Annotated in this window: 26 protein-coding genes and 1 tRNA gene; 16 read left to right on the top strand and 11 right to left on the bottom strand. The window is 66.9% G+C overall.

The features are described 5' to 3' along the window. Position 1 precedes the first annotated feature (1 nt). The gene (locus FHT19_RS02845; RefSeq protein WP_169473859.1) at positions 2 to 1,204 is read left to right on the top strand and encodes a nucleotide disphospho-sugar-binding domain-containing protein; all 1,203 of its coding nucleotides are present in this window, start codon (positions 2 to 4) and stop codon (positions 1,202 to 1,204) included. Between the two features lie 33 nt (positions 1,205 to 1,237). Here FHT19_RS02845 and FHT19_RS02850 read toward each other — a convergent pair whose 3' ends face one another. The 4 genes from FHT19_RS02850 to FHT19_RS02865 all read right to left on the bottom strand — a co-directional run bounded on the left by FHT19_RS02850 (position 1,238) and on the right by FHT19_RS02865 (position 4,527). After that, positions 1,238 to 2,125, bottom strand: a complete 888-nt coding sequence (locus tag FHT19_RS02850) for a helix-turn-helix transcriptional regulator (RefSeq protein ID WP_169473861.1) — start codon at positions 2,123 to 2,125, stop codon at positions 1,238 to 1,240. 102 nt (positions 2,126 to 2,227) lie between these two features. Continuing rightward, positions 2,228 to 2,303 (bottom strand) — tRNA-Thr (locus FHT19_RS02855). Positions 2,304 to 2,323: 20 nt separating this feature from the next. Further along, on the bottom strand, positions 2,324 to 3,190 hold the full coding sequence (locus FHT19_RS02860) for a hypothetical protein (protein ID WP_169473863.1): 867 nt from the start codon (positions 3,188 to 3,190) through the stop codon (positions 2,324 to 2,326). Further along, positions 3,187 to 4,527, bottom strand: coding sequence for a replication-associated recombination protein A (locus FHT19_RS02865; RefSeq protein WP_168554286.1), 1,341 nt, complete (start codon positions 4,525 to 4,527; stop codon positions 3,187 to 3,189). Before FHT19_RS02865 ends, FHT19_RS02860 begins: the two co-directional genes overlap by 4 nt. 112 nt (positions 4,528 to 4,639) lie before the next feature. Between FHT19_RS02865 and FHT19_RS02870 the strand changes: the two genes are divergently transcribed. Both FHT19_RS02870 and FHT19_RS02875 read left to right on the top strand, forming a co-directional pair. Continuing rightward, a complete protein-coding gene (locus FHT19_RS02870; protein ID WP_248290241.1) occupies positions 4,640 to 5,344 on the top strand; it encodes a PadR family transcriptional regulator in 705 nt (234 codons plus the stop codon). A 123-nt stretch (positions 5,345 to 5,467) separates the two neighbouring features. Further along, positions 5,468 to 7,132 carry a hypothetical protein gene (locus FHT19_RS02875; RefSeq protein ID WP_169473865.1) on the top strand — a complete coding sequence of 555 codons (1,665 nt, stop codon included), beginning with the start codon at positions 5,468 to 5,470 and terminating at the stop codon, positions 7,130 to 7,132. Here FHT19_RS02875 and FHT19_RS02880 read toward each other — a convergent pair. From FHT19_RS02880 to typA, 3 genes are all read right to left on the bottom strand, one after another. Continuing rightward, a complete protein-coding gene (locus tag FHT19_RS02880; RefSeq protein WP_210425527.1) occupies positions 7,129 to 8,295 on the bottom strand; it encodes a glycosyltransferase family 1 protein in 1,167 nt (388 codons plus the stop codon). The genes FHT19_RS02875 and FHT19_RS02880 overlap by 4 nt on opposite strands. Before the next feature lie 204 nt (positions 8,296 to 8,499). Next, complete coding sequence (locus FHT19_RS02885) at positions 8,500 to 8,877, bottom strand: hypothetical protein (RefSeq protein ID WP_168554289.1); 378 nt, start codon at positions 8,875 to 8,877, stop codon at positions 8,500 to 8,502. A 198-nt stretch (positions 8,878 to 9,075) separates the two neighbouring features. Then, the gene (gene typA, locus FHT19_RS02890) at positions 9,076 to 10,920 is read right to left on the bottom strand and encodes a translational GTPase TypA (protein ID WP_168554290.1); all 1,845 of its coding nucleotides are present in this window, start codon (positions 10,918 to 10,920) and stop codon (positions 9,076 to 9,078) included. 330 nt (positions 10,921 to 11,250) lie between these two features. Between typA and FHT19_RS02895 the strand changes: the two genes are divergently transcribed. The 3 genes from FHT19_RS02895 (at position 11,251) to FHT19_RS02905 (ending at position 14,899) form a co-directional block, all read left to right on the top strand. After that, complete coding sequence (locus tag FHT19_RS02895) at positions 11,251 to 13,917, top strand: TonB-dependent receptor (protein WP_169473869.1); 2,667 nt, start codon at positions 11,251 to 11,253, stop codon at positions 13,915 to 13,917. Between the two features lie 130 nt (positions 13,918 to 14,047). Next, positions 14,048 to 14,461: a DUF805 domain-containing protein gene (locus FHT19_RS02900; RefSeq protein WP_169473871.1), complete on the top strand. Its 414-nt coding sequence runs from the start codon at positions 14,048 to 14,050 to the stop codon at positions 14,459 to 14,461. Positions 14,462 to 14,482: 21 nt separating this feature from the next. Beyond that, entirely contained in the window at positions 14,483 to 14,899 is a 417-nt protein-coding gene (locus FHT19_RS02905; RefSeq protein ID WP_168554293.1) for a DUF805 domain-containing protein, read from the top strand. Here FHT19_RS02905 and FHT19_RS02910 read toward each other — a convergent pair whose 3' ends face one another. Both FHT19_RS02910 and FHT19_RS02915 read right to left on the bottom strand, forming a co-directional pair. After that, the gene (locus FHT19_RS02910; RefSeq protein ID WP_169473873.1) at positions 14,900 to 17,455 is read right to left on the bottom strand and encodes an FtsX-like permease family protein; all 2,556 of its coding nucleotides are present in this window, start codon (positions 17,453 to 17,455) and stop codon (positions 14,900 to 14,902) included. Then, a complete protein-coding gene (locus FHT19_RS02915; RefSeq protein WP_169473875.1) occupies positions 17,452 to 18,141 on the bottom strand; it encodes an ATP-binding cassette domain-containing protein in 690 nt (229 codons plus the stop codon). Before FHT19_RS02915 ends, FHT19_RS02910 begins: the two co-directional genes overlap by 4 nt. Before the next feature lie 87 nt (positions 18,142 to 18,228). On the opposite strand from FHT19_RS02915, the gene FHT19_RS02920 reads away from it, so the two are divergent. Both FHT19_RS02920 and FHT19_RS02925 read left to right on the top strand, forming a co-directional pair. Then, positions 18,229 to 18,927 (top strand): arylesterase, encoded by a 699-nt coding sequence (locus FHT19_RS02920; RefSeq protein ID WP_169473877.1) that lies wholly within the window; start codon positions 18,229 to 18,231, stop codon positions 18,925 to 18,927. Positions 18,928 to 19,021: 94 nt separating this feature from the next. Continuing rightward, positions 19,022 to 19,687 (top strand): Type 1 glutamine amidotransferase-like domain-containing protein, encoded by a 666-nt coding sequence (locus tag FHT19_RS02925; RefSeq protein WP_169473879.1) that lies wholly within the window; start codon positions 19,022 to 19,024, stop codon positions 19,685 to 19,687. A gap of 147 nt (positions 19,688 to 19,834) precedes the next feature. Here FHT19_RS02925 and recF read toward each other — a convergent pair whose 3' ends face one another. Then, entirely contained in the window at positions 19,835 to 20,908 is a 1,074-nt protein-coding gene (gene recF / locus FHT19_RS02930; protein WP_169473881.1) for a DNA replication/repair protein RecF, read from the bottom strand. A gap of 145 nt (positions 20,909 to 21,053) precedes the next feature. Further along, positions 21,054 to 22,094, bottom strand: coding sequence for a phage shock protein operon transcriptional activator (pspF, locus tag FHT19_RS02935; RefSeq protein WP_169473883.1), 1,041 nt, complete (start codon positions 22,092 to 22,094; stop codon positions 21,054 to 21,056). A 148-nt stretch (positions 22,095 to 22,242) separates the two neighbouring features. Between pspF and FHT19_RS02940 the strand changes: the two genes are divergently transcribed. From FHT19_RS02940 to FHT19_RS02975, 8 genes are read left to right on the top strand one after another with little or no spacing between them, the layout of a single operon-like run. Then, complete coding sequence (locus FHT19_RS02940) at positions 22,243 to 22,443, top strand: hypothetical protein (RefSeq protein ID WP_169473886.1); 201 nt, start codon at positions 22,243 to 22,245, stop codon at positions 22,441 to 22,443. Continuing rightward, positions 22,440 to 23,267, top strand: a complete 828-nt coding sequence (gene pspA / locus FHT19_RS02945; protein ID WP_168554299.1) for a phage shock protein PspA — start codon at positions 22,440 to 22,442, stop codon at positions 23,265 to 23,267. Before FHT19_RS02940 ends, pspA begins: the two co-directional genes overlap by 4 nt. Before the next feature lie 5 nt (positions 23,268 to 23,272). Continuing rightward, entirely contained in the window at positions 23,273 to 23,575 is a 303-nt protein-coding gene (gene pspB / locus FHT19_RS02950) for an envelope stress response membrane protein PspB (protein ID WP_169473888.1), read from the top strand. After that, positions 23,572 to 23,949: an envelope stress response membrane protein PspC gene (pspC, locus tag FHT19_RS02955; protein WP_169473890.1), complete on the top strand. Its 378-nt coding sequence runs from the start codon at positions 23,572 to 23,574 to the stop codon at positions 23,947 to 23,949. Before pspB ends, pspC begins: the two co-directional genes overlap by 4 nt. A 36-nt stretch (positions 23,950 to 23,985) precedes the next feature. Then, positions 23,986 to 24,276, top strand: a complete 291-nt coding sequence (locus FHT19_RS02960) for a hypothetical protein (protein WP_169473892.1) — start codon at positions 23,986 to 23,988, stop codon at positions 24,274 to 24,276. Next, entirely contained in the window at positions 24,273 to 24,527 is a 255-nt protein-coding gene (locus FHT19_RS02965) for a hypothetical protein (protein ID WP_168553769.1), read from the top strand. Before FHT19_RS02960 ends, FHT19_RS02965 begins: the two co-directional genes overlap by 4 nt. Before the next feature lie 38 nt (positions 24,528 to 24,565). Next, positions 24,566 to 24,805, top strand: a complete 240-nt coding sequence (locus FHT19_RS02970) for a hypothetical protein (protein WP_169473894.1) — start codon at positions 24,566 to 24,568, stop codon at positions 24,803 to 24,805. A 50-nt stretch (positions 24,806 to 24,855) separates the two neighbouring features. Continuing rightward, positions 24,856 to 25,269 carry a SufE family protein gene (locus FHT19_RS02975; RefSeq protein ID WP_168554304.1) on the top strand — a complete coding sequence of 138 codons (414 nt, stop codon included), beginning with the start codon at positions 24,856 to 24,858 and terminating at the stop codon, positions 25,267 to 25,269. Positions 25,270 to 25,275: the final 6 nt, after the last annotated feature.

The following is a 25,275-nucleotide window of genomic DNA, read 5'->3' on the forward strand; positions in this document are numbered from 1 at the left end:
GATGAGCCCGCGCATTCTCCTGGCATGGGAAGGGGGTGCCGGGCGCGGCCACGTCGTCACGCTGGGGCGCGTGGCGCGGGCCATGGCCGGCGTGGCGCAGTGCGATGCCGCGCTGGGGTGGATGACCCACGCGGCGGAAATCGCGCCGTGGTGCACGCAGGTGTTCCCCGGCGTGGCGCTGCCCTATGACCGGGCGGGGCGGGCGGCGCGGGGGGCGCCGCCCAATGCCACCTGGGCCGATTATCTCCATGATTGCGGGCTTGGTGATGGCGCGCGCCTGAAAGCCAACGTGGCCTGGTGGCTCGATACCCTGGCGCGCCGCGCCATCGACCTGGTGGTGGGCGACTATGCCCCCTGCGCGCTGTTGGCGGCGCGCATTGCGGGCATTTCGGCGCTTGCGATCGGCACGGGATACGGCATTCCGCCGCCCGGCCTGCACCAGTTCCCGGTGTTCCTGCCCGATTATGCCGCGCGCGAGGCCGACGAGGCGGCAATGGTTGCCACGGTGAACGCAGCGCTTGGCCCGCTGGGTTTGCCGCGCCTGCACCACTTGCCGGAAATCTATGCGGGATCGGGCGCCATCGTGCGCTCGTTGCCGTTCCTCGATCCCTATGCCGCGCTGCGCGATGCCGCTGCCTATCTGCCGCCGGTGGCCAGCTATGTGCCGCCGGGCGCGGCCGGTGCGGGCACGCGGGTGTTCTGCTATCTTTCCACCACCGAACTGGCCCATGCCGGGCTGGTAGAGGCGCTGGTCGGCTGTGGCCTGCCGCTGCTGTGCTATCTGCCCGGCGCCGATCCGGCCATCGTGGCGCAATTGCGCGCGGCGGGCGCAGAGGTGGCCGATGGGCCGGTGCCGGTGGCCACCATTGCCGCTTCGGCGAGGCTGATGCTCAACAGCGGGCAGCATGGCACGGTGTGCATGGGGCTGGGCGCGGGCCTGCCGCAAGTGTGCATTCCCCAGCATCTCGAACAGCTCCATGTCGCCCGGCGGCTCGCCGAAACCGGGGCCGCGCGCGTGATTGCCCCGCGCCATGCCCCGGCCGAAGCGATCATCTCCACCTTGCACGCCGCCTGGCATGACCAGGCCATGGCCCGGCGCGCCCGCGAACTGGCGGCAGACCTGGCGCCCGTGCTGGCGCAGGACGATGGCCCCTTGCTGCGCGCGCGGCTCATGCCCTGGCTGCCCACGGCGGCGCGCGGCTGACCTTTCCGCCGGCGTTGCAGTGTGGCAAGCGCGTCAGTCTAGGCGATGGAACGTGGTGGTTTCCAGCCGGGGCATCGCGGTGCCGGCCCAGACGATGGTTTCGGTCATCGTCCGGCCGTCCTTGGCCACGGCATAGACACGGGTGGAAACCGGCGTGCCGTTCTTGCCCAGAGTCATCACCAGGGTGTTGGGCGCGGGCTGGCGCAGCGAGACGCTGTCGATGAAAGCCATGTTGCCGTGGATCGGCACCGGCACGCCATCGAGCGCGGCCGTCGATTCCGCATGCTGGGTGCTGCCATCGGGTGTCACGATATCCACCACGGTGGTCCAGGTCTGCTCGCCCGCAGGGTGGAATGCCATGGTGACCTGGCGGGGTCGTTCGTCCGCCGGAATGCGCGCCACGTCGAGCGACCAGCGCCCGGCCAGCGGCAGGGCACGCGGCGTGGCGGCGGCCAAGGCCCGCTCGTGTTGCAGGGAAGATGCGGTGGGCAGGGGGGATGAAGCGGCCGGGCCGGCGCGATCCACGGTGGCCGCCAGCAGGCCGGCAGCGGCAACGGTCAGGGCAAGAAGCATGGCAAGCATTCCTTTCGACGAAGCGCGCCCCGTCGCTGGGGCAGCCGCATCGTCGTGCGCCGGATGGCCCGGCGCCGGAAGATCAGGAAAATCGTCCCGATTTTCCTGTGGTGCGCCGGGGCGCGCGGAATCCTTGTGCGCATCCACCAGCCGCGCCAGCTCGCGGCTGCTGCCCACCCCGGTCTTGCGCCGCGCCTCGCGCAGCCGCTCGTTGATCGAGGCTTCGCTGCGGCCCAGCAGCGCGGCGATGGACTTGATCGTGTGCCCCGCCGTCAGCAGGCGCAGGATCTCCAGCTCCTTGTCGCTGAGCGTCGCCAGCGCGGCAGGTGGGCGTTCCGGGGCCGACATGCCGTCTGGATCACCACAAGGCGCGCCGGGCGTCCATCCCAAATTTCTTGGGCCCACATTTGCCTGGCAGGATGCAAAGGCGCTGGCATGGAAAGGGGGGAATGGTGCCGGCTACAGGATTCGAACCCGTGGCCCCCTGATTACAAATCAGGTGCTCTACCAACTGAGCTAAGCCGGCGCTGGGCCATGCGCATAGCCTCAAGTGGCCCCGAACGTCCAGCCCTCGGTGCGGGCAATTTCCGGGGTCAGCCCGGCCGGATGCCACAGCGCGGGATCGTGGGCGACCTGGCGCAGCCACGCGGCGGTGATCAGGGCGTCGCTCTGGTGGTCGTCGATCGGGCCGGCTTGGCGCGCGGGCGTACTGCGCAGGGCTTCGAGCGCCAGATCGAGCGCGGCGCCATCGCGGATTTTCGAGCGGCTGGCGGGGCGGCCGGCGGCCATGGCGGCGATGGTGGTATAGATTTCGCAGACCACGCTGCCGCGTTTGGGCAGGGGATCGATCGGCCAGACGGCAAGGTTTCTCTCCAGCCGGTGCAGCAGGCGCATGCCCGAGAGGCTCGACTTGCCCACCTGCGCTGCGCCGACGAGGTTGAAATTGCTGGTGGGCTTGCAGCCCATCGCTTCCTGCGCGCGCTCGGTCTGGCGCAGGCGGCCGCGCCCGGCGGGAAACAGATCGCCGCAGCGGCCGCCGTGGCGGCGGAAATGGCGGGAAGGCTCGGCGGCATCGACGAAGGCGTTGACGCCCAGGTGGGGTTCATCGGCGCAGAGGCGATCGACCATGGACCACAGCGCGCGGGCGTCGGGCGGGCTTTCCGGCCAGCCGGGAAAGAACGCGCCGCAATCGGCAAAGGGCAATGACTGGCCCAGGTCCATGCCCACCAGGCTGTCGGGCGGCAGGTGATGTAGCAGCCAGTCGAGCACTTCGCCGCGCGACCAGCGGTGGCCGGGGCGCACCAGCATGGGGGCTTCCTGGCCGCGCGCGCACTGCGCCAGCGCGATGCCCTTGTGCCGCTCGCCGGCCGCGCCCGACCAGTCGATCGCCACGAAATGGGCAAAGCGGTTCATTCTTCCGTTTGGCCCACCTCGGCCCGGCGCTCGCGCCGCTTGCGCTCCCACCAATCCAGTCGCTTGGCGATCTCGCGCTCGAACCCGCGCTCCACCGGGCGGTAGAAATCCTGGGCGCGCATTTCTTCGGGCCAATAGTCCGCGCCGGAAAAGCCATCCTGCGCATCGTGGTCATAGGCATAGCCCTTGCCATAACCGATGTCCTTCATCAGCTTGGTCGGCGCGTTGAGAATGTGCGCAGGCGGGCTGAGCGAGCCGGTTTCGCGCGCGGATTTCCACGCCGCCTTCATCGCGGCATAGGCGGCGTTGGATTTGGGCGCGGTGGCGCAATAGAGGCAGGCCTGCACGATCGCCAGTTCGCCTTCGGGCGAGCCGAGAAACTCATAGGCATCCTTGGCGGCCAGACACTGCACAAGCGCCTGGGGATCGGCCAGGCCGATATCCTCGCTGGCAAAGCGCACCAGGCGGCGCAGCACGTAAAGCGGTTCCTCGCCAGCCACCAGCATCCGCGCCATCCAATAGAGCGCGGCCTGCGGATCGGACCCGCGCAGAGATTTGTGCAGGGCGGAAATGAGGTTGTAATGCCCGTCGCGGTCCTTGTCATAGACCGCCACGCGCCGCATCAGGAACTTGCCCAGGCCTTCGGGATCGAGCGGCGCAGGCAGATCGACATCGAGCAGCGTTTCCACCTGGTTGAGCAGGAAGCGCCCGTCGCCATCGGCCGATGCGATCAGCGCCTCGCGCGCAGGCGGGGTGAGCGGCAGGGCCAGGCCGGTCTCTTCCTCGGCCCGGCGCAGCAATTCGCCCAGCGCTGCCGCATCGAGACGGTGGAGGATCAACACTTGCGCGCGGCTGAGCAGCGCGGCGTTGAGCGCGAAGCTGGGGTTTTCGGTGGTGGCACCGACCAGCGTGATCGTGCCGTTTTCCACCACGGGCAGGAAGCCATCCTGCTGGGCGCGGTTGAAGCGATGGATCTCGTCCACAAACAACAGCGTGCGCCGGCCGGTGAGCGCCATCGCCTCTGCCTCGGCAAACAGTTTCTTGAGATCGGCGACGCCGGAAAAGATCGCGCTGATCGCGATGAAGCGCATGCCTACCGCATCGGCCAGCAGCCGCGCGATCGAGGTCTTGCCCGTGCCGGGCGGCCCCCACAGGATCATCGAGGACAGCTTGCCCGCCGCCACCATGCGGCCGATCGCGCCATCCGGGCCGGTAAGGTGGCCCTGGCCGATCACCTGGTCGAGCGCGGCCGGGCGCAGCCGATCGGCCAGCGGGCCATGTTCCAGCGGCTGCGGGCGCGGGGTTTCCTGCGGAGTGGGGGCAAACAGATCGGCCATCTTTCACCGAGATAGGGGGCCGCGCAGAAAATTTCTCGAAAAATTTTGTGAGGGGGCTTGCAGAGATGCAGTTAAGATATATCTTAGCTGCATCGTGATGAAAGGAATATCGATGCGATTTGATAGCAACCGCCCCGAATGGGGCATGTTCGGCGGCTGGCGCGGTGAAGGCCGTGGCGGGCGCCATGGCGGCCGCTGCGGCGGCGGCAATTTTGGCGAACGCCTTGCCAGCAAGTTTGCCGGCCGGTTCGATGATGAAGGCGGTCCCTTTGCGGGCGGGCCTTTCGGCGGCGGACCCTTTGGCGGCGGTCCGTTCGGCGGTGGCCGGGGCGGGCGCGGCGGTGGCCGCGGTGGCCGGGGCCGGATGTTCGCCACGGGTGAACTGCGGCTCCTGGTCCTCAGCCTGGTGGCCGAGCAGGACCGCCATGGCTATGAACTGATCAAGGCCGTGGAAGACCTGACCGGCGGGCAATATGCGCCCAGCCCGGGCGTGGTCTATCCCACCCTGGCCCTGCTGGTGGACGAAGGCCTGATTGCTGAAGCCGCCGGCGAAGGCACGCGCAAGGCGTTCACCGCCACGGCTGCCGGACGCGAGGAACTGGCCGGCAAGGCTGCGGAACTCAAGGTGATCGTCGATCGCCTGACGAGCCTGGCCCAGGCCGGTGCGCGCGAAGCCAGCCCGCCGGTGCGGCGTGCCTTTGCCAACCTTGCCCTGGCCCTGCGCCAGCGCGTGGCGGCCGGCGAATTCGACAACGAAACCGCCCTTGCCGTGGCCGACATCCTGGACGAAGCCGCGCGCAAGATCGAGCGGCTTTGATCGAGGTAGCCCCCAAGGGCGCCGGGCGGAATGCCATTCCGTCTCGGCGCCGGGGGCAACCGAGACGATTAGCAATTGCCACGAAGTTTGCGTCACTCTAAGTCCGCGATCACTTGAAATGACGTGATCCTGCTCGTGACGCATGTGACCGACGATCCCATGGCCCGGTTGCACGCAGCCGTTGTGGTGAGACACACTTCCCCGGACGATTGCGGCGCCAGCGATGCGCCCGCAGCATGGCTGCAATCATCGTGGCTGTGGCTTGTCGCCATGGTGCTGGCGGCCCTGCCACTGGTGCTGCCGCCGGTGGCTCCGCTCACCGATCTGGGCGGGCACCTGGGTCACTATGCCGTGCAGCTCGATCATGGGCGGTCGGCCGATCTGGCGCGTTGGTACAGTTTCCGCTGGAATCTCGTTCCCAATCTCGGGGTCGATGTGCTGATGGAGGCGCTGGCGCCGGTCCTGGGACTGGAGCCTGCCCTGCGTCTGGTGGCTGCGGCCATTCCGATGTTGCAGGTGCTGGGCATCCTGTGCCTCGCCCGCGCGGTGCAGGGGCGGATCACGCCGCTGGCGCTGTTCGCCCTGCCTTTGGCCTATTGCTATCCGCTGCACTTCGGCTTCCTCAACTTCGTGCTGGGGCAGGCGCTCGCCACCCTGGCGCTGGCGTTGTGGATCGCGATGGGACGGCGCGGGTGGATCGCCGCGCGCTGGGCGCTGTTCGTGCCGCTCTCGTGCCTTTTGTGGGCCTGCCACCTGGTGGCCTGGGCCATGCTGTGCGTGTTTGCCGGCATGGACGAACTGGCGCGGCTGTGGCGCCCGGGCCAGTGGCGGGATTGGCGCGTCCTGCTGCGCGCGGGCGTGGCGGCGAGCTGCCTGGTGGCCCCGCAGATCCTGCGCCTGCTGGTGCCCCTGCCGCCGAGCGGCCACGGCGCCACCGAAGACTTCTTCAACCCGGCGATGAAGCTCACCTACCTGCTGATGCCGCTGCGCGATCGCTGGCTGGTGTGGGACGTGGCGGGCGCCGTGGTCCTGCTCGTGCTGGTGGGGTGGAGCATCCGCCGCCGTGCGAGCGGCATCCTCACGGGGCCCTCGCGTGGCCTGTGGTGGGCGATCGCGCTGCTTTGCGTGGTCTATCTGCTGCTGCCGGCCACGCTGATCGGGGCGAGCCTGGTGGACATGCGGCTGGTGCCTTTGGTGCTGATTGTGGCGCTAGTGGTGGCGAGGCCGCGCTATGCCGATAGTGGTGCGCTATCCTGGGCTGGGTTGGCACGATGGGGCGCGGCCTTTGCCATGGCGCGCATGTTGGGCAACGCGCTCAGCCTGTGGCTGGCGGGCCATGAACTGGCCGCCGATCTCGTCGCGCTCGACAGCGTGCCCCGGGGCAGCCGTGTCGCCTCGCTGGTGGTGGAGCCGTGCGTGGTTTCGATCCTGCCGTGGCAGCGCGAGCGGCGCACGCATCTGGGCGGCTATGCGATTGCCCGGCGGCATGCCTTTTCCAACGAACAGTGGATGGTGCCGGGCGGCCATCTGCTCAAGGTCAACGCGCCGCTGGCCGGCGCCTTTGCCACCGACGATTCCGAATTTGCCAAGCTCGACAGCTGCGACAAGCCCAACACGATCAGCCGTCGCCTGGCCGCGCTGCCGCACGATGCGTTCGATTACATCTGGATTCTCGATACCGACCGCGTGCGTGCCGTGGCCGGTGCGGTGCCCGTGCGCCGCACCCGTGCCAGCGTGCTCTATCGCATCATCACGCCGCCGCGCGCGATTTATAAGTTCTCGACCTAACGGCGCGCGCGTTTCTGCCGCAGCAGGCGGACGTAAGTGTCGGCCACCGCCTGGTTGATCTTGTCCCAGCTGAATTCCTGGGCGCGGCGTTCGCCGGCGGCGCCATGCTCGGCGCGCAATTGCGGGTTTTCCACATAGGCGCGCAGCGCTTCGGCAAACTGGTGCACCGCGCCCGGCGTGATCAGGCGGCCCGAAACATGATCGTCCACCAGGCTCTGGCTGCCGGTGGCGGCCGATGCCACCACGGGCAGGCCGCAGGCCATGGCCTCCAGCGTGACATTGCCGAACGTCTCGGTGACGGAGGGGAAGAACAGCACATCCATGCTGGCCACGCCCTGGCCCAGGTCTGCGCCCGACAGGAACCCGGCAAAGACCGCTTCGGGCAGGCGGGTTTCCAACCACTCGCGCGCCGGGCCTTCGCCGATCACCAGCACGCGGAATTTGGTGCCGCGGCGCTTCAATTCGTCGATGGCGTCGGAAAAGACGTCGAGCCCCTTTTCCATCACCAGGCGGCTGAAGATGCCCACGACCACGTCATCGTCGGCCAGCCCCAGCGAGCGGCGCCATGCCATGTTGCGCCGTTCCGGCGTGAAGATCTCGCGGTCCACCCCGCGCGACCAGATGCCGATGTCATAGTTCATGCGCTGTTCGCGCAGCACCTGGGCCATCGATTCCGATGGCGCCACCAGCGCGTCGCAGCGGCGGTAGAACCGGCGCAAGATCGCCTCGATCACCGGCTCCAGCCAGGCGAGGTTGTAATAGCGGAAATAGGTTTCGAAGCGGGTGTGGACCGAAGCCAGCACCGGCAGGCCCCGCCGGCGCGCCCAGGTAACGGCGCGATGCGCGGCGCCATCGGGCGAGGATACGTGCACGACGTGGGGATCAAAGCGGGCGAGATCGCGCCGTACCCGCGGCGAAAGCGCGATCGGCACATGGTATTCCGCGCGGCCCGGAACGGTAAGCGCGGGAATGCCGATCAGCGTTCCGGTCGGCTCGAACGCCGGCTTTTCCACCTTGGGCGAATAGACGCGCACATCCGCACCCTGGCGCAGGAGATAGCCCACCAGCCGGTTGAGCGCCTGGTTGGCGCCATCGCGCACATAGTTGTAGTTGCCGCTGAACAAGGCGATGCGCAGGCCATCGAGGCGGCCGGTCGCAGCCATCGCCTTATAGTCGGGCCCCGTATCATCGGGTTGGGTCTGGTTCACGATTGGGGAACTCGTCATGGCGCGCGCCATAGCGGGCGAGGGCCAGGAAGGCGAGAGGGGCAGCGCAAATGCCCCACGAAGAAACCGGGTGCGCAAAAATGCGCAAGCCCGCCGGACAGGGTCCGACGGGCTTGCATGGTTCAGGCGGGCGAGGCTGGATTACCAGCCGCGATGCCAGCGATTGTAGCCATAGCCATAATAGCTGGGGCCGCTGCGATAGACTTCGCGATAGACATAGGTGCGCGGCGGGGGCGGCGGCGGGGCGTAATAGCCGCCACCGTAATAGGCCGGGCCTTCATAGTAATAGGTCGGCGGGGGCGGCGGGGGCGCATAGCGCTCTTCCACCACATAGCCGCGATGCGGGTGATCGGACGCGATCGCGGCGCCCACGGCCAGGCCGAGAATACCCGCGCCGATCGCCACGGCAGCACCATCGCCGCCACCACGGCGCCAGCCATGCGCCTCTGCCGGGGCGGCAGTGGCCATCACGGTGGCGCCCAGTGCGCCGGCCAGCAGAACCTTGCTCAAAAGCTTCATGGCTCGTCTCCAACCCGCCGGCTTGTCCACAAGAGCCTCATGCTCCCGACGGGATTTGTTGCAGCAACCTTATGCAACACGCGCTGAACCGGCGATGAAACCTTTGTTCAGGGAGCAATCGCCACAAAAAAAGAGCGCCCCGTTGCCGGAGCGCCCCTTTTCGAGCCTGGCTCTGCCCCCCTTGCGGGGGCGGTGCGATCAGGCGTTTTCCTTCTTGCGGCTGGCCTTCTTGCGCTCGTTGGGATCGAGGATCGCCTTGCGCAGGCGCACGGTTTGCGGGGTCACTTCGACCATTTCATCGTCATCGATATAGGCGATGGCCTGTTCCAGCGTCATGATGCGCGGCGGAGTCAGGCGGATCGCATCGTCCTTGCCGGTCGACCGGAAGTTCGTCAGCTGCTTGGACTTCATCGGGTTGACTTCAAGATCGTCGGGCTTGGCGTTTTCGCCGATGATCATGCCTTCATAGACCTTGTCCTGCGGGCGCACGAACAGCACGCCGCGGTCTTCCAGGCTGTTGAGGGCATAGGCCACGGCTTCGCCGGTGGCGTTGGAGATCAGCACGCCGTTCTGGCGGCCTTCGATCGCGCCCTTGTGCGGACCATACTTTTCGAACAGGCGGTTCATGATCCCGGTGCCGCGCGTGTCGGACAGGAATTCGCCGTGGTAGCCGATCAGCCCGCGCGAGGGGGCCGAGAAGGTAATGCGGGTCTTGCCCGCGCCCGAGGGGCGCATGTCGGTCAGCTCGGCCTTGCGGCGCTGCATCTTTTCCACGACCGTGCCCGAGAATTCATCGTCCACGTCGATCAGCACGGTTTCATAAGGTTCGGTGCGGCCGCCCTTTTCATCGGTGCCGAACAGCACGCGCGGACGGCTGATGCCGAGTTCGAAGCCTTCGCGGCGCATCGTTTCGATGAGCACGCCCAGCTGGAGTTCGCCGCGGCCGGCCACTTCGAAGCTGTCCTTGTCGGCGCTTTCGGTGACTCGGATGGCCACGTTGGTTTCCGCTTCGCGCAGCAGGCGGTCGCGGATCATGCGGCTCGTCACCTTGTCGCCCTCGCGGCCGGCAAACGGGCTGTCGTTCACCGAAAAACGCATGGCGAGCGTGGGCGGATCGATCGGCTGTGCGGCGATCGGGGTGCTGACCGAAGGATCGGCCACGGTGTTGGCCACGGTCGCCTTTTCCAGGCCCGCCAGCGCGATGATGTCACCCGCGCGGGCTTCTTCCACCGGCACGCGTTCCAGGCCACGGAACGAAAGAATCTTCGATGCGCGGCCCACTTCCAGCACCTTGCCATCGCGGTCGAGCGCGTGGATCGGCTGGTTGAGCTTGATCGTGCCCGACTGCACGCGGCCGGTCAGCACGCGGCCCATGAAGTTGTCGCGATCGAGCAGGGTGGCCAGGAACGTGAACGGCCCATCGACATCGAGCGAGGGGGCGGGCACGTGGCTGACGATCTTTTCGAACAGCGGCAGCAGGTTGCCTTCGCGCACGGTTTCGTCGTTGCCGGCATAGCCATTGCGGCCCGAAGCGTAGAGCACCGGGAATTCAAGCTGTTCGTCGTTGGCGTCGAGGCTCACGAACAAGTCGAACACTTCGTCCAGCACTTCCTGCGGGCGGCCATCGGGGCGGTCGATCTTGTTGACCACCACGATCGGCTTGAGGCCGAGCGCCAGCGCCTTGCCGGTGACGAACTTGGTCTGCGGCATCGCGCCTTCCGAGCTGTCGACCAGCAGGATCACGCCGTCGACCATCGAGAGGATGCGTTCCACTTCGCCGCCGAAATCGGCGTGGCCGGGGGTGTCGACGATGTTGATTCGCGTGGTTTCGTCAGTGGCCGGGTTGGTCCATTCCACCGAAGTGCACTTGGCCAGAATGGTGATCCCGCGTTCCTTTTCCAGGTCGTTGGAATCCATGGCGCGCTCTTCCACGCGCTGGTTGTCGCGGAAGGTGCCGGACTGGCGGAAAAGCTGGTCCACCAGCGTGGTCTTGCCATGGTCGACGTGGGCGATAATCGCGATATTGCGCAGAGGCAGGGACATGAAGGGCTTTCTTCGGAAACCGGGATATGGAGCTAGCAGCAGCCGGTTCCGGGAAAATCCCGTCTTCTCGGTTTGGGCCGCACTTGGGCGCGCGCTTACTCGTTATTGTGCGTTGCCACAAGAGTGGGCGGCAAAAGAGCCTGTCCCACCGATGTGGCGCCCACGCCACAGTGCGCCAAAAAGTCCGGCTGCGGCAGGCGATTGATCCGTGGTGAAGCGGATTGCGGTTTATGGCCGAATGTATCCGCGCTAGCTAGGGCACGCGGCGAGGCATGCAGACACGGGGGTGTGGCATGCCGGGCCAAGACGGGGCGCGCTTACAAGCAAGACATGGCATTGGCAGGCGAACAGAGCGGATCGGCATGGGCGCGGCGCGTGGCGCCGGGCCGCGTGGTGGCCGGCGCATTGCTGGCGCCGTGTGCACTGCTGGCCGGGCCGTTCGCCAGGGCCGCTGCGCTGGCCGACAGCGACCTTGCGCAGGCGGTTGGCGCGGACGATTCGATCGTGGTGACCGCCACCAAGCGTGTCGAAAGCCTGCAGGATGTCTCCGTTGCGGTGAGCGTCGCGAACGCCGACACCATCGCCCGCGCCCAGATCCGCGACCTTAAAGACCTGACCAGCCTGGTCCCCTCGCTCTCGATGCAGCAGCTGCAAAGCCCGGCCAACGTCAACATCTATATCCGCGGCTTTGGCAATGGCGCCAACAACAGCGGGATCGAGCCTTCGGTCGGCGTGTTCGTCGATGGCGTCTATCGCTCGCGCACGGCGGCGCAGATTGCCGACCTGCCCGATGTGGAGCGGGTGGAAGTGCTGCGCGGCCCGCAGTCCACGCTGTTCGGCAAGAATGCTTCGGCCGGGGTGATCTCGATCGTCACGCGGCTGCCGCAGTTCAAGCCGGGTGCCGATTTCGAGGCGAGCTACGGCAATTATGATGCGCTCGTGCTCAAGGGGCTGGTTACCGGCCCGGTGACCGATACCCTGGCGGTGAGCGTGGCTGCCGGCCGCAACCGGCGCGACGGATACATCGTCGATCCCGATACCGGCCATCGCAGCAACGGGCGCAATCGCTGGTTCGCGCGCGGCCAGGCGCTGTGGCAGCCAGGCGAAGACTTTTCGCTGCGCGTGATCGGCGATTACGGCCTGATCAACGAGGTGTGCTGCGCGCCGGTCAACGTGCAGTCTTCCGCGGCGACGCAGGCCGTGCTGGCCGTGGGCGGCAAGGTCAATGCGCCCGATGCGATCTATGCCGACCAGGCCTGGTGGAATTTCGATTCCTCCAACCGCATCGCCAACTATGGCTTTTCGGGCCAGATGGATTTCAAGGCCGATGCCTTCAAAATCACCGCGATCTCTGCCTGGCGCCGGCTGATGTCGTCAACCAACCAGGATTCCGATTTCACCAGCGGGCAGATGCTGGGTCGCAACGCGCAAGACCTGAAGATTTCGACGTTCACCGAAGAAGTGCGGGTGGCCAGCGATTTTGCCGGGCCGTTCAACGCCATTGCCGGCGCCTATTACTTCAACGAGACGCTGGACCAGCGCAACGCCATCGCCTTTGGCCAGGACATGCGCGCCTATGCCAATCTGCTGGTGCAGGGCGCGACGGGCGGCGCGTTGAGCATTCCGGCGCTGGAGCAGGTGCTCGGTGGGCTGGAAGGCGATCCCACGCGCTATACCGGGCGGTTCTTTGCCGCCGGGCAGGGTTCCAACGAGCGCTACCGCCTGCGCAATGAAGCGTTCTCCGCGTTTCTCCAGGGTGACCTCAAAGTGGGCGGGGGCATCACGCTGACCGGCGGCGCCGCGTTTACCAGCGATGCCAAGCGTTACGAAATCGCCGGGCAGACCTCGGACGCCTTTGCCGGGGTGGACCTCGACGGGCGGCCCTATGCGCCGTTCCGCCAGCAATTGCTGACCGCCGCGGGTTTTCGCGCAGCGGGCGTCAATCCGCAGGACCAGGCCGCGATTGCCGCCTATGCTCAGGCCAATCCGCAGGGTTATGCCAATGTGCTGGGCCAGGCTGCCGCCAATGCCAACAATCCGGCGGCCAATCCGCTTGCACCCTTGCGCAGCCTGCAACTGTTCCCAGCCGGGCTCAACGTGCCCAATGCGGTGGAGCCGGGCCGCACCCACGATTCGCGCCTGACCTGGACCGCCCGCGCGGCCCTTGCGCTCAACAAGCACGTGCGCGCCTATGTCAGCCTGGCCACCGGCTTCAAGGCGAGTTCGATCAACCTGTCGCGCGACAGCCGGCCCTTTGCAGCCGACCAGGCCGCGATCGAGGCGGCGGGCCTGGCGCAGGTGAACCAGACATATGCCACGCGCTTTGCCGGGCCGGAACGCACCACGGTCTATGAACTGGGGATCAAGGCGGATTGGGGGCTGGCCACCGCCAATGTGGCAGTGTTCCAGCAGACGATCAGCGGGTTCCAATCCAACGTGTTCACCGGCACTGGTTTTGAGCTGGTCAACGCCGGCAAGGAACGCGTGCGCGGGGTGGAAGTGGAAGCGGCGCTGCGCCCGGCCGCTGGCTTGTCGCTCTCGGCCAGCGCCACCTGGCTCGATCCGCTCTACCAGGATTTTGCCGCTTCGGCGGTGGGTGACCTTTCGGGCCGGCGGCCAGCGGGCATTCCGGCGCTTTCCCTATCCCTGGCCGGGCAATACGAACGCCGCCTGTCAGGCGGTGCGCGGTTGTTCTTGCGGGGCGATTTCCACCATGAAAGCCCGGTGGTGATGGAAGAAGGGCTGCCCGGCTTCCTGGACCAGGGGACTGCCGCGGCGATTGCTGCTTCGGCGCAGTACAAGCGGCGGATCGACGAACTCAACGCCAGCCTGGGCCTGGCCCTGGCCAATCGCACCGAACTGGCGGTGTGGGGCCGCAACCTGACCGACAACCGCACTTTGACCAAGATTTTCGATTCGGTGGCCCAACCCCACGGGATTTCGGGTTACACCAACCAGCCGCGCACCTATGGTGCATCGGTGCGTTATCGCTTCTAACCCGGACGCGAAGCGCAAGACTTGGAAGGGGGCTGCCTCGCGGCCCCCTTTTTCTTGTCTTTTCGATATTTTTCTGGCTGTTTTGCCCAATGCAGAGCGCTGGGGGTGAGCGCGGGACGGGGGGATGCCGATGCACTGGATGATTTTGCCGTACAAGCGGATGCTGGATTTTCGCGGGCGCTCTGGGCGCCCGGAATACTGGATGTTTCAGTTTTTCCTGATGTTGCAGATCGCCGTGATGGTGGCGCTGATCGTTGCCTTCGCACCGTCCGATGGCGGCTCTTTGCCGTGGACATCTCCGGTCACCATGCTGTTGACGGTTCTGGGCACCGCAGCGGCAGTGGGTTGGCTGTGGGCGGGCCTTGCCCTCTCGGTGCGCCGGTATCATGATCAGGACCGGTCCGGCTGGTTCGTTCTGTTGGGCGCCATCCCTTATGTGGGCGGGTTGATTGCCTTTGTTTTCATGTGCATGCCTGGAACGGTCGGACCAAACCGCTTTGGCCCCGATCCGCGGAACCCCTACATGACAGACGTGTTTGACTGAACGTTACCGGGAGAAAAGCCGATGTACTGGATGCTGCTGCCCTATCGCCGCTATTTCGAGTTTTCCGGTCGTTCGCGGCGCAAGGAATACTGGATGTTCACCTTGTTCGGGTTCCTGGTGAACGTGGCTATCGCGATCGTGTTCGGTCGCACCACCTATACCGCCATGGGCTGGTATGTGGGGGCGAACACGCAGCTAAATGGCCTGGGCGATGCGCTGTCCGGGCTGTTCGCGCTGGTGAACCTGATCCCGGGCCTGGCCGTGTGGATCCGTCGCCTGCACGATATCGATCGATCGGGCTGGTGGGCCTTGCTGATCTTCCTGCCGATCCTGGGCTGGTTCGCGCTGTTCGTGTTCGCCTGCCTCGACGGCACGCGCGGATCCAACCGCTTTGGCCCCGATCCCAAGAACCCCTACGAAGTCGACGTTTTCCAGTAATTACAATTCTCTGAGCGCCTGGGCGGGCCGCGTGCGCAACACCGCCAGCGATCCGCCCAGCGCCATGAGCAGTACCAGCAGCAAGGCCCCGCCGAGCACGGCCAGGATCGTGCCCCAGCCGGGCAGCCAGGCAAATTCGAACAGTTGTGTCACCACGGCCCAGGCGCCCGCGGTGCCCAGTGCCAGTGCCACGCCGGCCAGCAGCACTGCCAGCAGCGCCTGTTCGGCCAGAACCAGCATCAGCAATTGGCCCGATCCCGCGCCCAGCACGCGCAGGACCACGGCATCATATTGGCGCTGCGCCCGCGCGGCGGCGATCGCACCCGCCAGCACGGCCATGCCCGCCAAGATCGCCACGCTGGCGGCGGCAAAGATCGCCACGGCCATCTGTCCCAGCAGGCTGCGCGCTTGCGAGAGCACCGGCCCCACTTCGATCACGGAACTGGACGGCAAGGCGCGCACCAGGCCCGAAAGGATGGCGCGCGACACCGCCGGCTTGCCCTGGTCCTTGCCCAGTTCGATCGTGGCAGCCAGGTTATAGGGAGCATCGGCCAAGGCATTGGGGCTGAACACCAGCACGTAGTTGAAGCCATAGCTGTCCCAATCGATGCGCCGGAACGAAGCCACGCGTGCGCTGCGTTCCACGCCCAGCAGGGAGACGGTGATGCGGTCTCCCAGCTTGAGATGAATGGCCTGGGCCAGCTTCTCGTCCACCGAAACCAGCGGTTCGCCGGTATAGCCCCGGGGCCACCATTGCCCTGCGGTCAGCACGTTGCTTTCGGGCAGGGTATCGGCAAAGGTCAGCCCGCGATCGCCGCGCAGCGCCCAGGCATCATCGGGAATGCGGGCAAGATCGGCCACGCGGATCATGTGGTCGGCCGGGCCGAACGCGACGATGGCGCCGCGCATCGCCGGCACGGTGCGGATGCGCGCGGCCGGCGCCGCGCCACGCACCACGCGGTTGAACGCAGGCAAGCCGGATGGCGGCACGTCGAGCACGAAATAGTCGGGCGCGCGCTGGGGCACACGGGCGGCGATATTCGCGTCGAGGCTGGTCTGCACCCCGGCCAGGAGCACGAAGGCGGCCAGGCCAAAGCCCAAGGCCGTCACCAGCGCGCCGGTCTGCGCGCCGGGGCGGTGGAGGTTGGCGAGCGCCATGCGGGCGATGGGGTGGCGTGGGCGCGGCAGGCGGGCCGCCAGACGCACGATGCCCCAGCCCAAGGCCGCCAGCAGGGCAAGCACGCCGCCCGCCGCGCCGAGGAACCCGGCGGCGAGCCAGGGTTGTTCGGCGCCGACGATGGCGATCGCGGCAATCGCCGCGAGCCCTGCGCCCATGGCCAGCGCCCGGGTGCGCCAGCCTTCGCGCGGCGGCACGAGCCCTGCGCGCATCAGCGCCATGGCCGGCACCGCGCGGGCCCGCAGCAAAGGTGGCGCGGCGAATGTGGCAGCGATCAACAAGCCTTGCCCCGCCGCCAGGGCCAGCGCGCGCGGCGAAAGCACCACGCCTGCCGGGATTGGCAGCAGGCTCTTGAGCGCCAGGGCGATCAACGGCGTGGCCGCCAGGCCCAAGGCGAGGCCCACGGCAATCGCCAGCGCGGTGGCCAGCCCCAGTTGCAGCAGATAGATCCGCGCCACATCGGCGCCCGTGGCACCCAGGATCTTGAGCGTGGCGATCGCCCCGCGCCGCGCTTCCAGATAGGAGGCGACGCCATTGCCGATGCCGATGCCGGCGATGAGCAACGCGGCCAGCGCCACCAGTGCCAGGAACTGGCCCATGCGCGACACGAAGCGATCGAGGCCGGGGGAGGCCTTGTCGCGCGTGCGCAGTTCCAGGCCCGCGCTGGGAAATTGGCGGGTGAGCGCGTCGGCCACGGTCTGTGGCGCCGCCGTTTCGGGCAGGCGCAGGCGGTATTTCCACCGCACCATCGCGCCCGGCTGCACCAGGGCCGTGGCATCGAGCCCGGCGCGGCTGATGATCACCGTGGGGCCCAGGGCAAAGCCTTCGCCCAGCCGATCGGGTTCGTCGCCAATTACCCCGCCGATGCGGAACGTGGCCTGGCCGATGCGCAGGCGATCCCCGGTGTTGACGCCCAGGCGCTCGGCCACGCCGGGCGCAATCCAGGCGGTATTGGCAGGCGGCGCGCCGGCCGTGTGTCCATCGGCCAGGGTGAAAGCGCCATAAAGCGGCCAGGCGGCGTCCACCGCCTTGAGTTCGATCGGCACGGCCGTGTCATCGGCGCCGGGTACCGTTGCCATGGCCCGCATGCGCGCGCCGACGGACAGCGCGCCGGCACGGGCAAAGGCGGCTTGCTCTGCGGCAAAGGCCTGACGCCCGGCCACTTCCACTTCCACATCGGCGCCCAGCATCGCCTGGCCGCGGCGGTCGAGTTCGCCGCGCACCGCATCGGTCAGCGTGCCGATCGCGGCCAAGGCCGCCACGCCCAGCACCAGGCAGATCACCAGGATGCGCAGGCCCCGGAATTTCCAGTCCAGCCCGCGCCGGGCCAGGGCCCATGCACCCTTCCAGCCAAGGCGCGTGGCAGTGCCGGCGTTCATCGCGTTTCGTCGGCCACGATGCGGCCATCTGCCAGGCGCAGGATGCGGCCGCAACGCTGGGCGAGTGCCTCGTCGTGGGTGACCATCAAGAGCGTGGCCCCGGCTTGGGCGGCGCGGGCAAACAGCAGGTCGGCCACGGCGGTGCCGGTCGCGGTGTCGAGATTGCCGGTGGGTTCGTCGGCAAACAACAGCGCCGGGCGCGGCGCCAGCGCGCGGGCAATCGCCACGCGCTGCTGCTCTCCGCCGGAAAGCTGGCCGGGATAGTGATCGAGCCGGTGGGCCAGGCCCACGGCGGCAAGTTCCGCCTCGGCCCGCGGCAGGGCATCGGCCATGCCCGCCAGTTCCATCGGCGTTGCCACGTTTTCGCGCGCGGTCATCGTGGGCAGCAAGTGAAAGGCCTGGAGCACGATGCCGATGCGTCCGCGCCGGGCGGTGGCCAGGCCGTCTTCATCCAGCGCCGAAAAATCCGCCCCGGCGACGAACAACACGCCGCTGCTCGCACGCTCAAGCCCGGCAAATACGGCGAGCAGCGAGGATTTGCCCGAACCCGATGGCCCCAGCAATGCGACGGTTTCCCCGGCCATCACGTCCAGGTCCAGACCTTTGAGAATATCGACGCGGGCGGCATCGCGGCCCAGGCAAAGCGTGAGGGCGCGGGCGGAAATGAGCGGGGCAGGGCTTGTCACCGCGCGGGAGTGGCATAGAGGGCATGCACCTTGCAACCGGCCATTCCACCAACGACATGGGGCCGACATGCACTTTGGGGAAATCCGATGCGCGCGCCCGTTGTTGTTGCCCTGTCCCTGATCGCATTGGCCGGTTGCTCGCGCGAAAAGGCGCCTGACGCCCTGGAGACACGCCCCGCCGCCGCAGCGGCAGCTGCGCCGGTGCCGGGCGATGCTCCGGTCATCCTGGCATTTGGTGACAGCCTCTATGCCGGATATCAGCTGGAGGCGGGGCAGAGCTATCCGGCCCGGCTGGAAGCCGCGCTGAACGCGGCAGGGATCAAGGCGCGGGTGGTCAACGCCGGGGTTTCGGGTGACACCACCGCCGCCGCGCGCCAGCGGCTGGCTTTCACCCTGGACAACCAGCCGCAAAAGCCGGCGCTGGTTCTGGTCGGGCTTGGCGGCAATGACATGTTGCGGGGCTTGCCGCCCGAGCAGACGCGTGCCAATCTCGATGCGATCCTGGCCGAACTCAAGCGTCGCAACATTCCCGCCATGCTCACCGGCATGCTGGCCGCCCCCAACCTCGGCCCCGAATACGTCACCGCGTTCAACCCGATCTGGCCGGCGCTGGCCAAGAAGTATGACGCCGCGCTGGTGCCGTTCTTTCTCCAGCCGATCTTCGGCCAGCCCGCCCTGCAATTGCCCGATCACATTCACCCCAACGCGCAAGGCGTGGACAAGATCGTGGCCGCGACCGAACCGGCGGTAGCGCAGGCTTTGGGCAGAGCGCTCAAACAAAAATGATATTTCGTGAGCGTCCGCTCTTTACCGTCGGAACGCAGGCGGCTGATGGGGTGGCCATTGCGGCGTTTCCGTTTGTCAGACATGCTCAGCGGCAATGAATCTTTATCTCTCATCCTACATGATCGGCGATCATGTTGATCGTTTGCGCGAAATGGCAGGCGGGCGCGGTGCCCGCATGGCAATCATCACCAATGCGCTTGATGGTATTGCAGCTGAAGCTCAGTTGGAGTTCGCTCGAAACCGATTTGATCCCGATGAATATTTCGCATCTTACGGGTTCGATCCATCCTTGATCGACCTTCGGCGCTACGGTGGACGTCAGGAAGCGTTACGTGCTCTGTTGCAGCGGCACCGCGTCATCTGGGTGCTGGGCGGCAATACGTTTCTGCTGCGTCGCGCGATGTGCGAAAGTGGGTTCGATCAGATAATTGGCGACCTGCTGGCAAGCGGCATCGTTTATGGAGGATGGAGCGCAGGGGCATGCGTAGCCGGCGACAGCCTGAAGGCGGTGGGCATTATGGATGAGCCGCATGCTGAAGCGGCAGGCTATCTCAGCAGCGAAGTGATTTGGGAGGGGTTGGGCTTGGTCCCATTCACCATTGTGCCGCATTTTGAATCCGATCACGCGGAAGCCCCATTGGCAGCGAAAGCTGTTGCGTGGGCTGTAGATCAGGACATTGAGTTCCGCTCACTGCGTGATGGCGAGGTTATTGTCGTGGAGAAAAATGGGCCGCCGATGGTTCTGCCGCGCGCAATTTAGGGCTGGGTTTTCGAGCTGCCGCTTACGATACTTCGTCCCGCCGGAGTTGATCCGGGTCCAACTTGATAGCTGGCACAGTGATTTGAAAAAGAAGCGGGACCTCGGGGCAAGCCCGGGGTGACGTTGATGTTGGGCCTCGGGCATCGTTCAATCCCGCGTCACCACCCCATCGTGCACGTGCCATAGCGCGGCCTGGCCGGCGATTTCGGCAAAGGGGGCCGCTTCGGTGCCGGTCATCCACACTTGCGCGCCCGAGGCGGCGAGCCGCTCGTAAAGCGCGGCGCGGCGCAGCGGATCGAGGTGGGCGGCGATCTCGTCGAGCAGCAGCAGGCGCGGGCGCGGGCCGGCGGTGAGCTGGGCATGGGCAAGGACGATGGCGATCAGCATCGCCTTCTGCTCCCCGGTGGAGCAGTCCGCAGCCGGCGCATCCTTGGTGGCCAGCCGCACGGCCAGATCATCGCGGTGGGGGCCGACAAGGGTGCGCCCGGCGGCCCTGTCGCGGCGGCGGCCTTGGCGCAGCGCGGCGCGCAGGGCTTCCTCGTCGCTCGGCACGTCGCTGGCATAGGCCAAAGTGGGGCGGGCAAACGGTTGCTCGGGCAGCGTTTCGAGCACCAGGCCGAGATCGTGGACCAACCGGCCGCGCGCCGCCGCAATGGCCGCGCCGGTTTCCGCCAGTTGCGCCTCCAGCGCATCGAGCCAGGCCGGGTCCGGCTCCCGCTCGTCGGTCAACAGGCGGTTGCGTTCGCGCAGGGCCGTTTCATAGCGGGCGCTGACCTGGGCATGGCCGGGCAGGCGGGCCAGCACCAGCCGATCGAGGAAGCGGCGGCGGTTGCCCGCGCTTTCGGCAAAGAGCCGGTCCATCGCCGGCGTCAGCCAGGTGAGCGACAGCCATTCCGCCAGGCGTGCCGCCGGCCCTTGCGCGCCATTGATCCGCACCAGGCGCCGGCCGGGCGCGGCGGGCTGGGTCTGAGTGCCCAGCACCACTTCGCCATGCTCCATCTCGGCCACCACGGCAAAGCTGCCGTCGCCAGCCCGCGCGGCCATTTCGGCTGGCTGGGCGCGGCGCAGGCCGCGGCCGGGCGCCAACAGAGACAGCGCTTCGAGCACGTTGGTCTTGCCCGCGCCGTTTTCGCCCACCAGCACGTTGAACGCCGCCATGCCATCCAGCCGCGTGGCGGAATGGTTGCGGAAATCGTGCAGGGTCAGGCGGGTTAGCGGCATGGGTGATGCCTGGCGTGGCGCAAGGCATCGCACCACCCCCCAACCCCCTCCTCTGAAGAGGAGGGGGCTTTTCCTGCCGCGCTCTCCCTCCTCTTCAGAGGAGGGGGTTGGGGGTGGTGGAAACCTGAAGCAACGCCTGAAAACATCACCCCTGCCCACGCTCCAGCAGCCCGTGCTTTTTCAGGCAGTGGCGCAACTGGTCATAAGTCACGCCCAGGGCCTTGGCGGTCTGGCGCTGGTTATAGCGATTGCGGCCGAGGTGGTGTTCCAGGATGGCGCGTTCGTGTGCGTCGACTGCGGCGCGCAAGTCCTGAATCGTATCGAAATCGGCGCGGTTGGCGGCGTGTTCCAGCACCGTGGTGCAATCATCCGCTGGCACGGCGCGGGGAGGGCTGATCGGCGCGGCGGGTTTCCACGGGCTGTCGAACGGATCGAACTGGACATGGCCGATAGGCCGGTCGGGATCGTCCCAGCGATAGACCGCACGCTCCACCACATTGCGCAATTCGCGCACGTTGCCTGGCCAGGCATAGCTTTCCATCTGCGCCGCGGCGTGCGCGGCAAAGCCGGGCCAGGTGTCCCACTGCAGTTCGGCCGCCATGCGCCGCCCGAAATAATCGGCCAGCACGGCCACGTCGCCATCGCGCACCCGTAACGGGGGCAGGGTGATCACCTCGAAGCTCAACCGGTCGAGCAGGTCGGCGCGGAAGCGGCCTTGCGCGGCCATCCTGGGCAGGTCTTCGTTGGTGGCAGCCACGATGCGCACGTCCACGCGGATCGGCCGGCTGGCACCGATGCGCGTGACTTCGCCATATTCCACCGCGCGCAACAGGCGTTCCTGCGCGCCGGTAGACAGCGTGCCCAACTCGTCAAGAAACAGGGTGCCCTTGTCCGCCTCTTCAAAGCGGCCGATCCGGGCGCGCGTCGCGCCGGTAAAGGCGCCCGCCTCGTGCCCGAACAATTCCGCCTCGATCAGGGTTTCGGGCAGGGCCGCGCAGTTCATCGTGACCAGCGGTTCCTGCCAGCGCGTGGACAGCCGATGCAGCCGTTCGGCGATCAGTTCCTTGCCGGTGCCGCGTTCGCCGATCACCAGCACCGGGCGGCGCATGGGCGCGGCGCGGCTGGCACGCTCCACCGCATCGAGGAAGGCCCCTGATTGGCCGATGAACTGCACTTCGCGATCCATGACCAACATTTGGCACAATTTCCCAAGCCTGGGCAAGATGCGCTAAATTCCCAGCCACTGTTTTTGTGAAAAAGCCTGGAAATCCGCCATTTCCACAGTTTGGCACGGGCCTTGCTGAACATGGGACAACCGCACTGGAGTATCCCCGATGACCACCGCCCCGTTCTTCACCACCCGTCTTGGCCGCGCCGCCCTGGTCAGCATTGCCGCGATGCTGGCGATGAACGCCGTGGTGCTGGCCCGCCACATGCCCGAGTTTCCGGGCATGGCAAGCGCCATGCAGGCAGCCCCTGCCGGCCATGCTGGCGTGACCACCTCGGTTGCCGCGATCACGGGGGGCCTGGCATGAATTCCATTCTCGAACCCGTGCCGCCCTTTGCATCTGGCGGCGGTTCTTCGCGCTTTGACGAAGCGTTGCGCGCAGCCCGGCAGCACCCCTCGCAGGGCAGCGGTCAAAGTGATACGAACGCCGCAAGGCCCTTTTTCAACGGAGCAAACCTGATGGGCATCTTTTCGCGCACGCGCGATATCATTGCCGCCAATTTCAACGACCTGTTGGACAAGGCCGATGATCCGGCAAAGATGATCCGCATGATCATCATGGAAATGGAAGAGACGCTGGTGGAAGTCCGCGCCTCGGCCGCGCGCACCATTGCCGATCAGAAGGAAATGCTGCGCCACGTGGCCAAGCTGGACCGGCTCCAGGCCGATTGGGCCGACAAGGCGCAGCTTGCCCTGTCCAAGGACCGCGAGGACCTGGCCCGCGCCGCCCTGATCGAGCGCAAGAAGGCCGCCGACATGGCACAGCAGCTGCGCGGTGAAGTGGCGGTGCTCGACGATTCGATGCGCGCCTATGAGCAGGACATCGAGAAGCTGCAGACCCGCCTGCGCGAGGCCCGCAGCCGCCAGACCGCGATTGCCGCCCGCCTGGAAAGCGCTGAAAACCGCGTGCGCCTGCGCACCTTGATGACCAGCGAGCGCGTGGACGAGGCGCTGGCTCGCTTCGACCAGCTCGAACGCCGTGTCGACTATGCCGAAGGCCGCGCCGATGCGCTGACCATTGCCGAAAGCGGCCCGCCGAGCCTCGCCGATGAAATCGCCGCGCTGGCCGGGCAGGACAAGATCGACGAGGAACTGGCCGCGATGAAGCGCGCCATGGGTAAGGAAGGCTGATCGCCATGGATATCGAAAGCGTGATGGTCCTCGTGGCGCTGTTCATCGGCCTGCCCTGGGTGATCCTGCATTACATAACCAAGTGGAAGACCGCCTCCACCCTGACGAGCGGCGACGAGCAACTGCTGGAAGAACTCTATCGCCTGGCCCGCCGCCTGGAAGAGCGGATGGACACGGTCGAGCGCCTGGTCGCCAGCGAAAACCCGCAGTTCCGCCCCGCGCGCCTGGGTGCAGAACGCGACAGCCACCAGGCCGACCTGTCGGAACTGGACCGTCTCATGGCGCAGACCAAGGGGACTGTGAAATGACCGCTACCCGTACCCGTTTCTATCGCGACAAGGCCAATGGCAAGTTCATGGGCGTGTGCGCCGGGATTGCCGACTATACCGGGGTCGATGTGCTGTGGGTGCGCTTGGCGGTGATCGTCGGCACGCTGTGCGGCCTGGGTTTCCTGCCCATCGTCTATTTCGGGCTGGGCTTCCTGGCCGAAAAGAAGCCGGCCGCGCTCTATGTCGATCGGCAGGAGCAGAAGTTCTGGCAGGGCGTGCGCCAGTCGCCTGCCCGCTCGGCCCGCGAAGTGCGCGCCAGCCTACGCGACATCGACCGCCGCCTGGCCGAAGTGGAACACTTCTACGTGCACAGCAACCCGCGCCTGGCCCAGGAAATCGAAAGCCTGCGTTAAGATATAAATCCCGGCACTTCGAAGGGGACTGCTGCCATGGATCAACACACACTTGTTCTGCTTATCCCGTTTGCCCCGTTCGTGATTGCGGGCCTGGCGATCTGGACCAGGCACAGCCGCCGCCTGGCCGAAATCCAGGCCAATGCCACCGCCGAAAAGGCTGCGCAGTATGCGGCGCATAACCAGGCGCTGGAAGACCGGGTGCGCGTGCTGGAACGCATTGTCACCGATGGTGGCTATGACGTGGCGCTGCAGATCGAGGCGCTGCGCGATGTCAACCGCGTGACCGACGGCGAACGCGCCAGCGTTTCGGACAAGCTGCAATGACCGCCGCCGGTGCCATCGTCCTGCTGGCCTTTGCCACGCTTGCGACCTTGCTGGTCGGGCTGGTGATGGCAGCGCAGGCCTGGTCGCGCCGGATGGACCAGCGCGAACGCGAGATTATCGCGACCACCCGCGCCACGGCCGAGCAGGCGGCGCAATACGCCGCCCAGACCGCCCGCCTCGAGCAGCGCGTGCGCGTGCTGGAAGGCATGATGCAGGGCCGCGAGCCCTCGGCCTTTCCGCAGTTCAACTGACCACCCTGTTTCCAGGGCCCAGCCAAGGATATCCCCCCGTGAGTTTCGGAGCCACTCTCGTTGCCATCGTGGCGATCCTGGCCTGGGCCAGCCTGCGCCACCGCCGCCACAGCGCCGGCCAGGCCGCATTCCCTGCAAGCGATCCGGCCGAAAACGCCGCCTTGGCCCGCGAAGTGGCCGCCTTGCGCAACCGCGTCGAGGTGCTCGAGCGTATCCTGACCGACCAGCGCGGTTCGATCGACCTGGCGCGCGAAATCGAATCGCTGCGCGAGCGGTGAGGTCAAAAGCGGGTTGAGAAGGGGTGGTTCCCGCTTTAAGGCCCAAGGCCATGCGCACCCTTTCCGACATTCTCGAAGAATATGAATTCAGCGATGGGGACGAACGCTATCGCCTGCTGATCGAACTGGGGCGCGAGCTGGAGCCCATGCCCGATGCGCTGAAAACCGATGCCACGCTGGTGCGTGGTTGTTCGGCGGCGGTCTGGGTCTATCCCACGGAAAGCGAAGCGGGCCGCCTGCATTTCCTGGCAGACAGCAACGCGGCGATCACCAAGGGCATCATCGCCCTGGTGCTGGCCGCGGTGCAGGACCGTCCCGCCGCCGAAGTGGCCGCGATGGACGTGGCCGAAGCGCTCGCACCCTTCAACCTCAAGAACCAGCTTTCGTCCAACCGCACGCAAGGGCTGCCGAACATGATCGCGCTGGTGCGCGAACACGCGGCGCGGCTGGCTTCGGCGGGCTGAGGCGGC

This window comes from Novosphingobium sp. SG919 (assembly GCF_012932495.1).
In the GTDB taxonomy this organism is placed as follows: domain Bacteria; phylum Pseudomonadota; class Alphaproteobacteria; order Sphingomonadales; family Sphingomonadaceae; genus Novosphingobium; species Novosphingobium rhizosphaerae.

Bases quoted from the DNA above. Each gene is read 5' to 3' on its own strand.
- FHT19_RS02845 (WP_169473859.1), top strand. From the start codon at position 2: ATGAGCCCGCGCATTCTCCTGGCATGGGAAGGGGGTGCCGGGCGCGGC.
- FHT19_RS02850 (WP_169473861.1), bottom strand. From the start codon at position 2,125: ATGTCGGCCCCGGAACGCCCACCTGCCGCGCTGGCGACGCTCAGCGAC.
- FHT19_RS02860 (WP_169473863.1), bottom strand. From the start codon at position 3,190: ATGAACCGCTTTGCCCATTTCGTGGCGATCGACTGGTCGGGCGCGGCC.
- FHT19_RS02865 (WP_168554286.1), bottom strand. From the start codon at position 4,527: ATGGCCGATCTGTTTGCCCCCACTCCGCAGGAAACCCCGCGCCCGCAG.
- FHT19_RS02870 (WP_248290241.1), top strand. From the start codon at position 4,640: ATGCGATTTGATAGCAACCGCCCCGAATGGGGCATGTTCGGCGGCTGG.
- FHT19_RS02880 (WP_210425527.1), bottom strand. From the start codon at position 8,295: ATGGCTGCGACCGGCCGCCTCGATGGCCTGCGCATCGCCTTGTTCAGC.
- FHT19_RS02885 (WP_168554289.1), bottom strand. From the start codon at position 8,877: ATGAAGCTTTTGAGCAAGGTTCTGCTGGCCGGCGCACTGGGCGCCACC.
- typA (WP_168554290.1), bottom strand. From the start codon at position 10,920: ATGTCCCTGCCTCTGCGCAATATCGCGATTATCGCCCACGTCGACCAT.
- FHT19_RS02895 (WP_169473869.1), top strand. From the start codon at position 11,251: ATGGCATTGGCAGGCGAACAGAGCGGATCGGCATGGGCGCGGCGCGTG.
- FHT19_RS02900 (WP_169473871.1), top strand. From the start codon at position 14,048: ATGCACTGGATGATTTTGCCGTACAAGCGGATGCTGGATTTTCGCGGG.
- FHT19_RS02905 (WP_168554293.1), top strand. From the start codon at position 14,483: ATGTACTGGATGCTGCTGCCCTATCGCCGCTATTTCGAGTTTTCCGGT.
- FHT19_RS02910 (WP_169473873.1), bottom strand. From the start codon at position 17,455: ATGAACGCCGGCACTGCCACGCGCCTTGGCTGGAAGGGTGCATGGGCC.
- FHT19_RS02920 (WP_169473877.1), top strand. From the start codon at position 18,229: ATGCGCGCGCCCGTTGTTGTTGCCCTGTCCCTGATCGCATTGGCCGGT.
- FHT19_RS02925 (WP_169473879.1), top strand. From the start codon at position 19,022: ATGAATCTTTATCTCTCATCCTACATGATCGGCGATCATGTTGATCGT.
- recF (WP_169473881.1), bottom strand. From the start codon at position 20,908: ATGCCGCTAACCCGCCTGACCCTGCACGATTTCCGCAACCATTCCGCC.
- pspF (WP_169473883.1), bottom strand. From the start codon at position 22,094: ATGGATCGCGAAGTGCAGTTCATCGGCCAATCAGGGGCCTTCCTCGAT.
- FHT19_RS02940 (WP_169473886.1), top strand. From the start codon at position 22,243: ATGACCACCGCCCCGTTCTTCACCACCCGTCTTGGCCGCGCCGCCCTG.
- pspA (WP_168554299.1), top strand. From the start codon at position 22,440: ATGAATTCCATTCTCGAACCCGTGCCGCCCTTTGCATCTGGCGGCGGT.
- pspB (WP_169473888.1), top strand. From the start codon at position 23,273: ATGGATATCGAAAGCGTGATGGTCCTCGTGGCGCTGTTCATCGGCCTG.
- pspC (WP_169473890.1), top strand. From the start codon at position 23,572: ATGACCGCTACCCGTACCCGTTTCTATCGCGACAAGGCCAATGGCAAG.
- FHT19_RS02960 (WP_169473892.1), top strand. From the start codon at position 23,986: ATGGATCAACACACACTTGTTCTGCTTATCCCGTTTGCCCCGTTCGTG.
- FHT19_RS02965 (WP_168553769.1), top strand. From the start codon at position 24,273: ATGACCGCCGCCGGTGCCATCGTCCTGCTGGCCTTTGCCACGCTTGCG.
- FHT19_RS02975 (WP_168554304.1), top strand. From the start codon at position 24,856: ATGCGCACCCTTTCCGACATTCTCGAAGAATATGAATTCAGCGATGGG.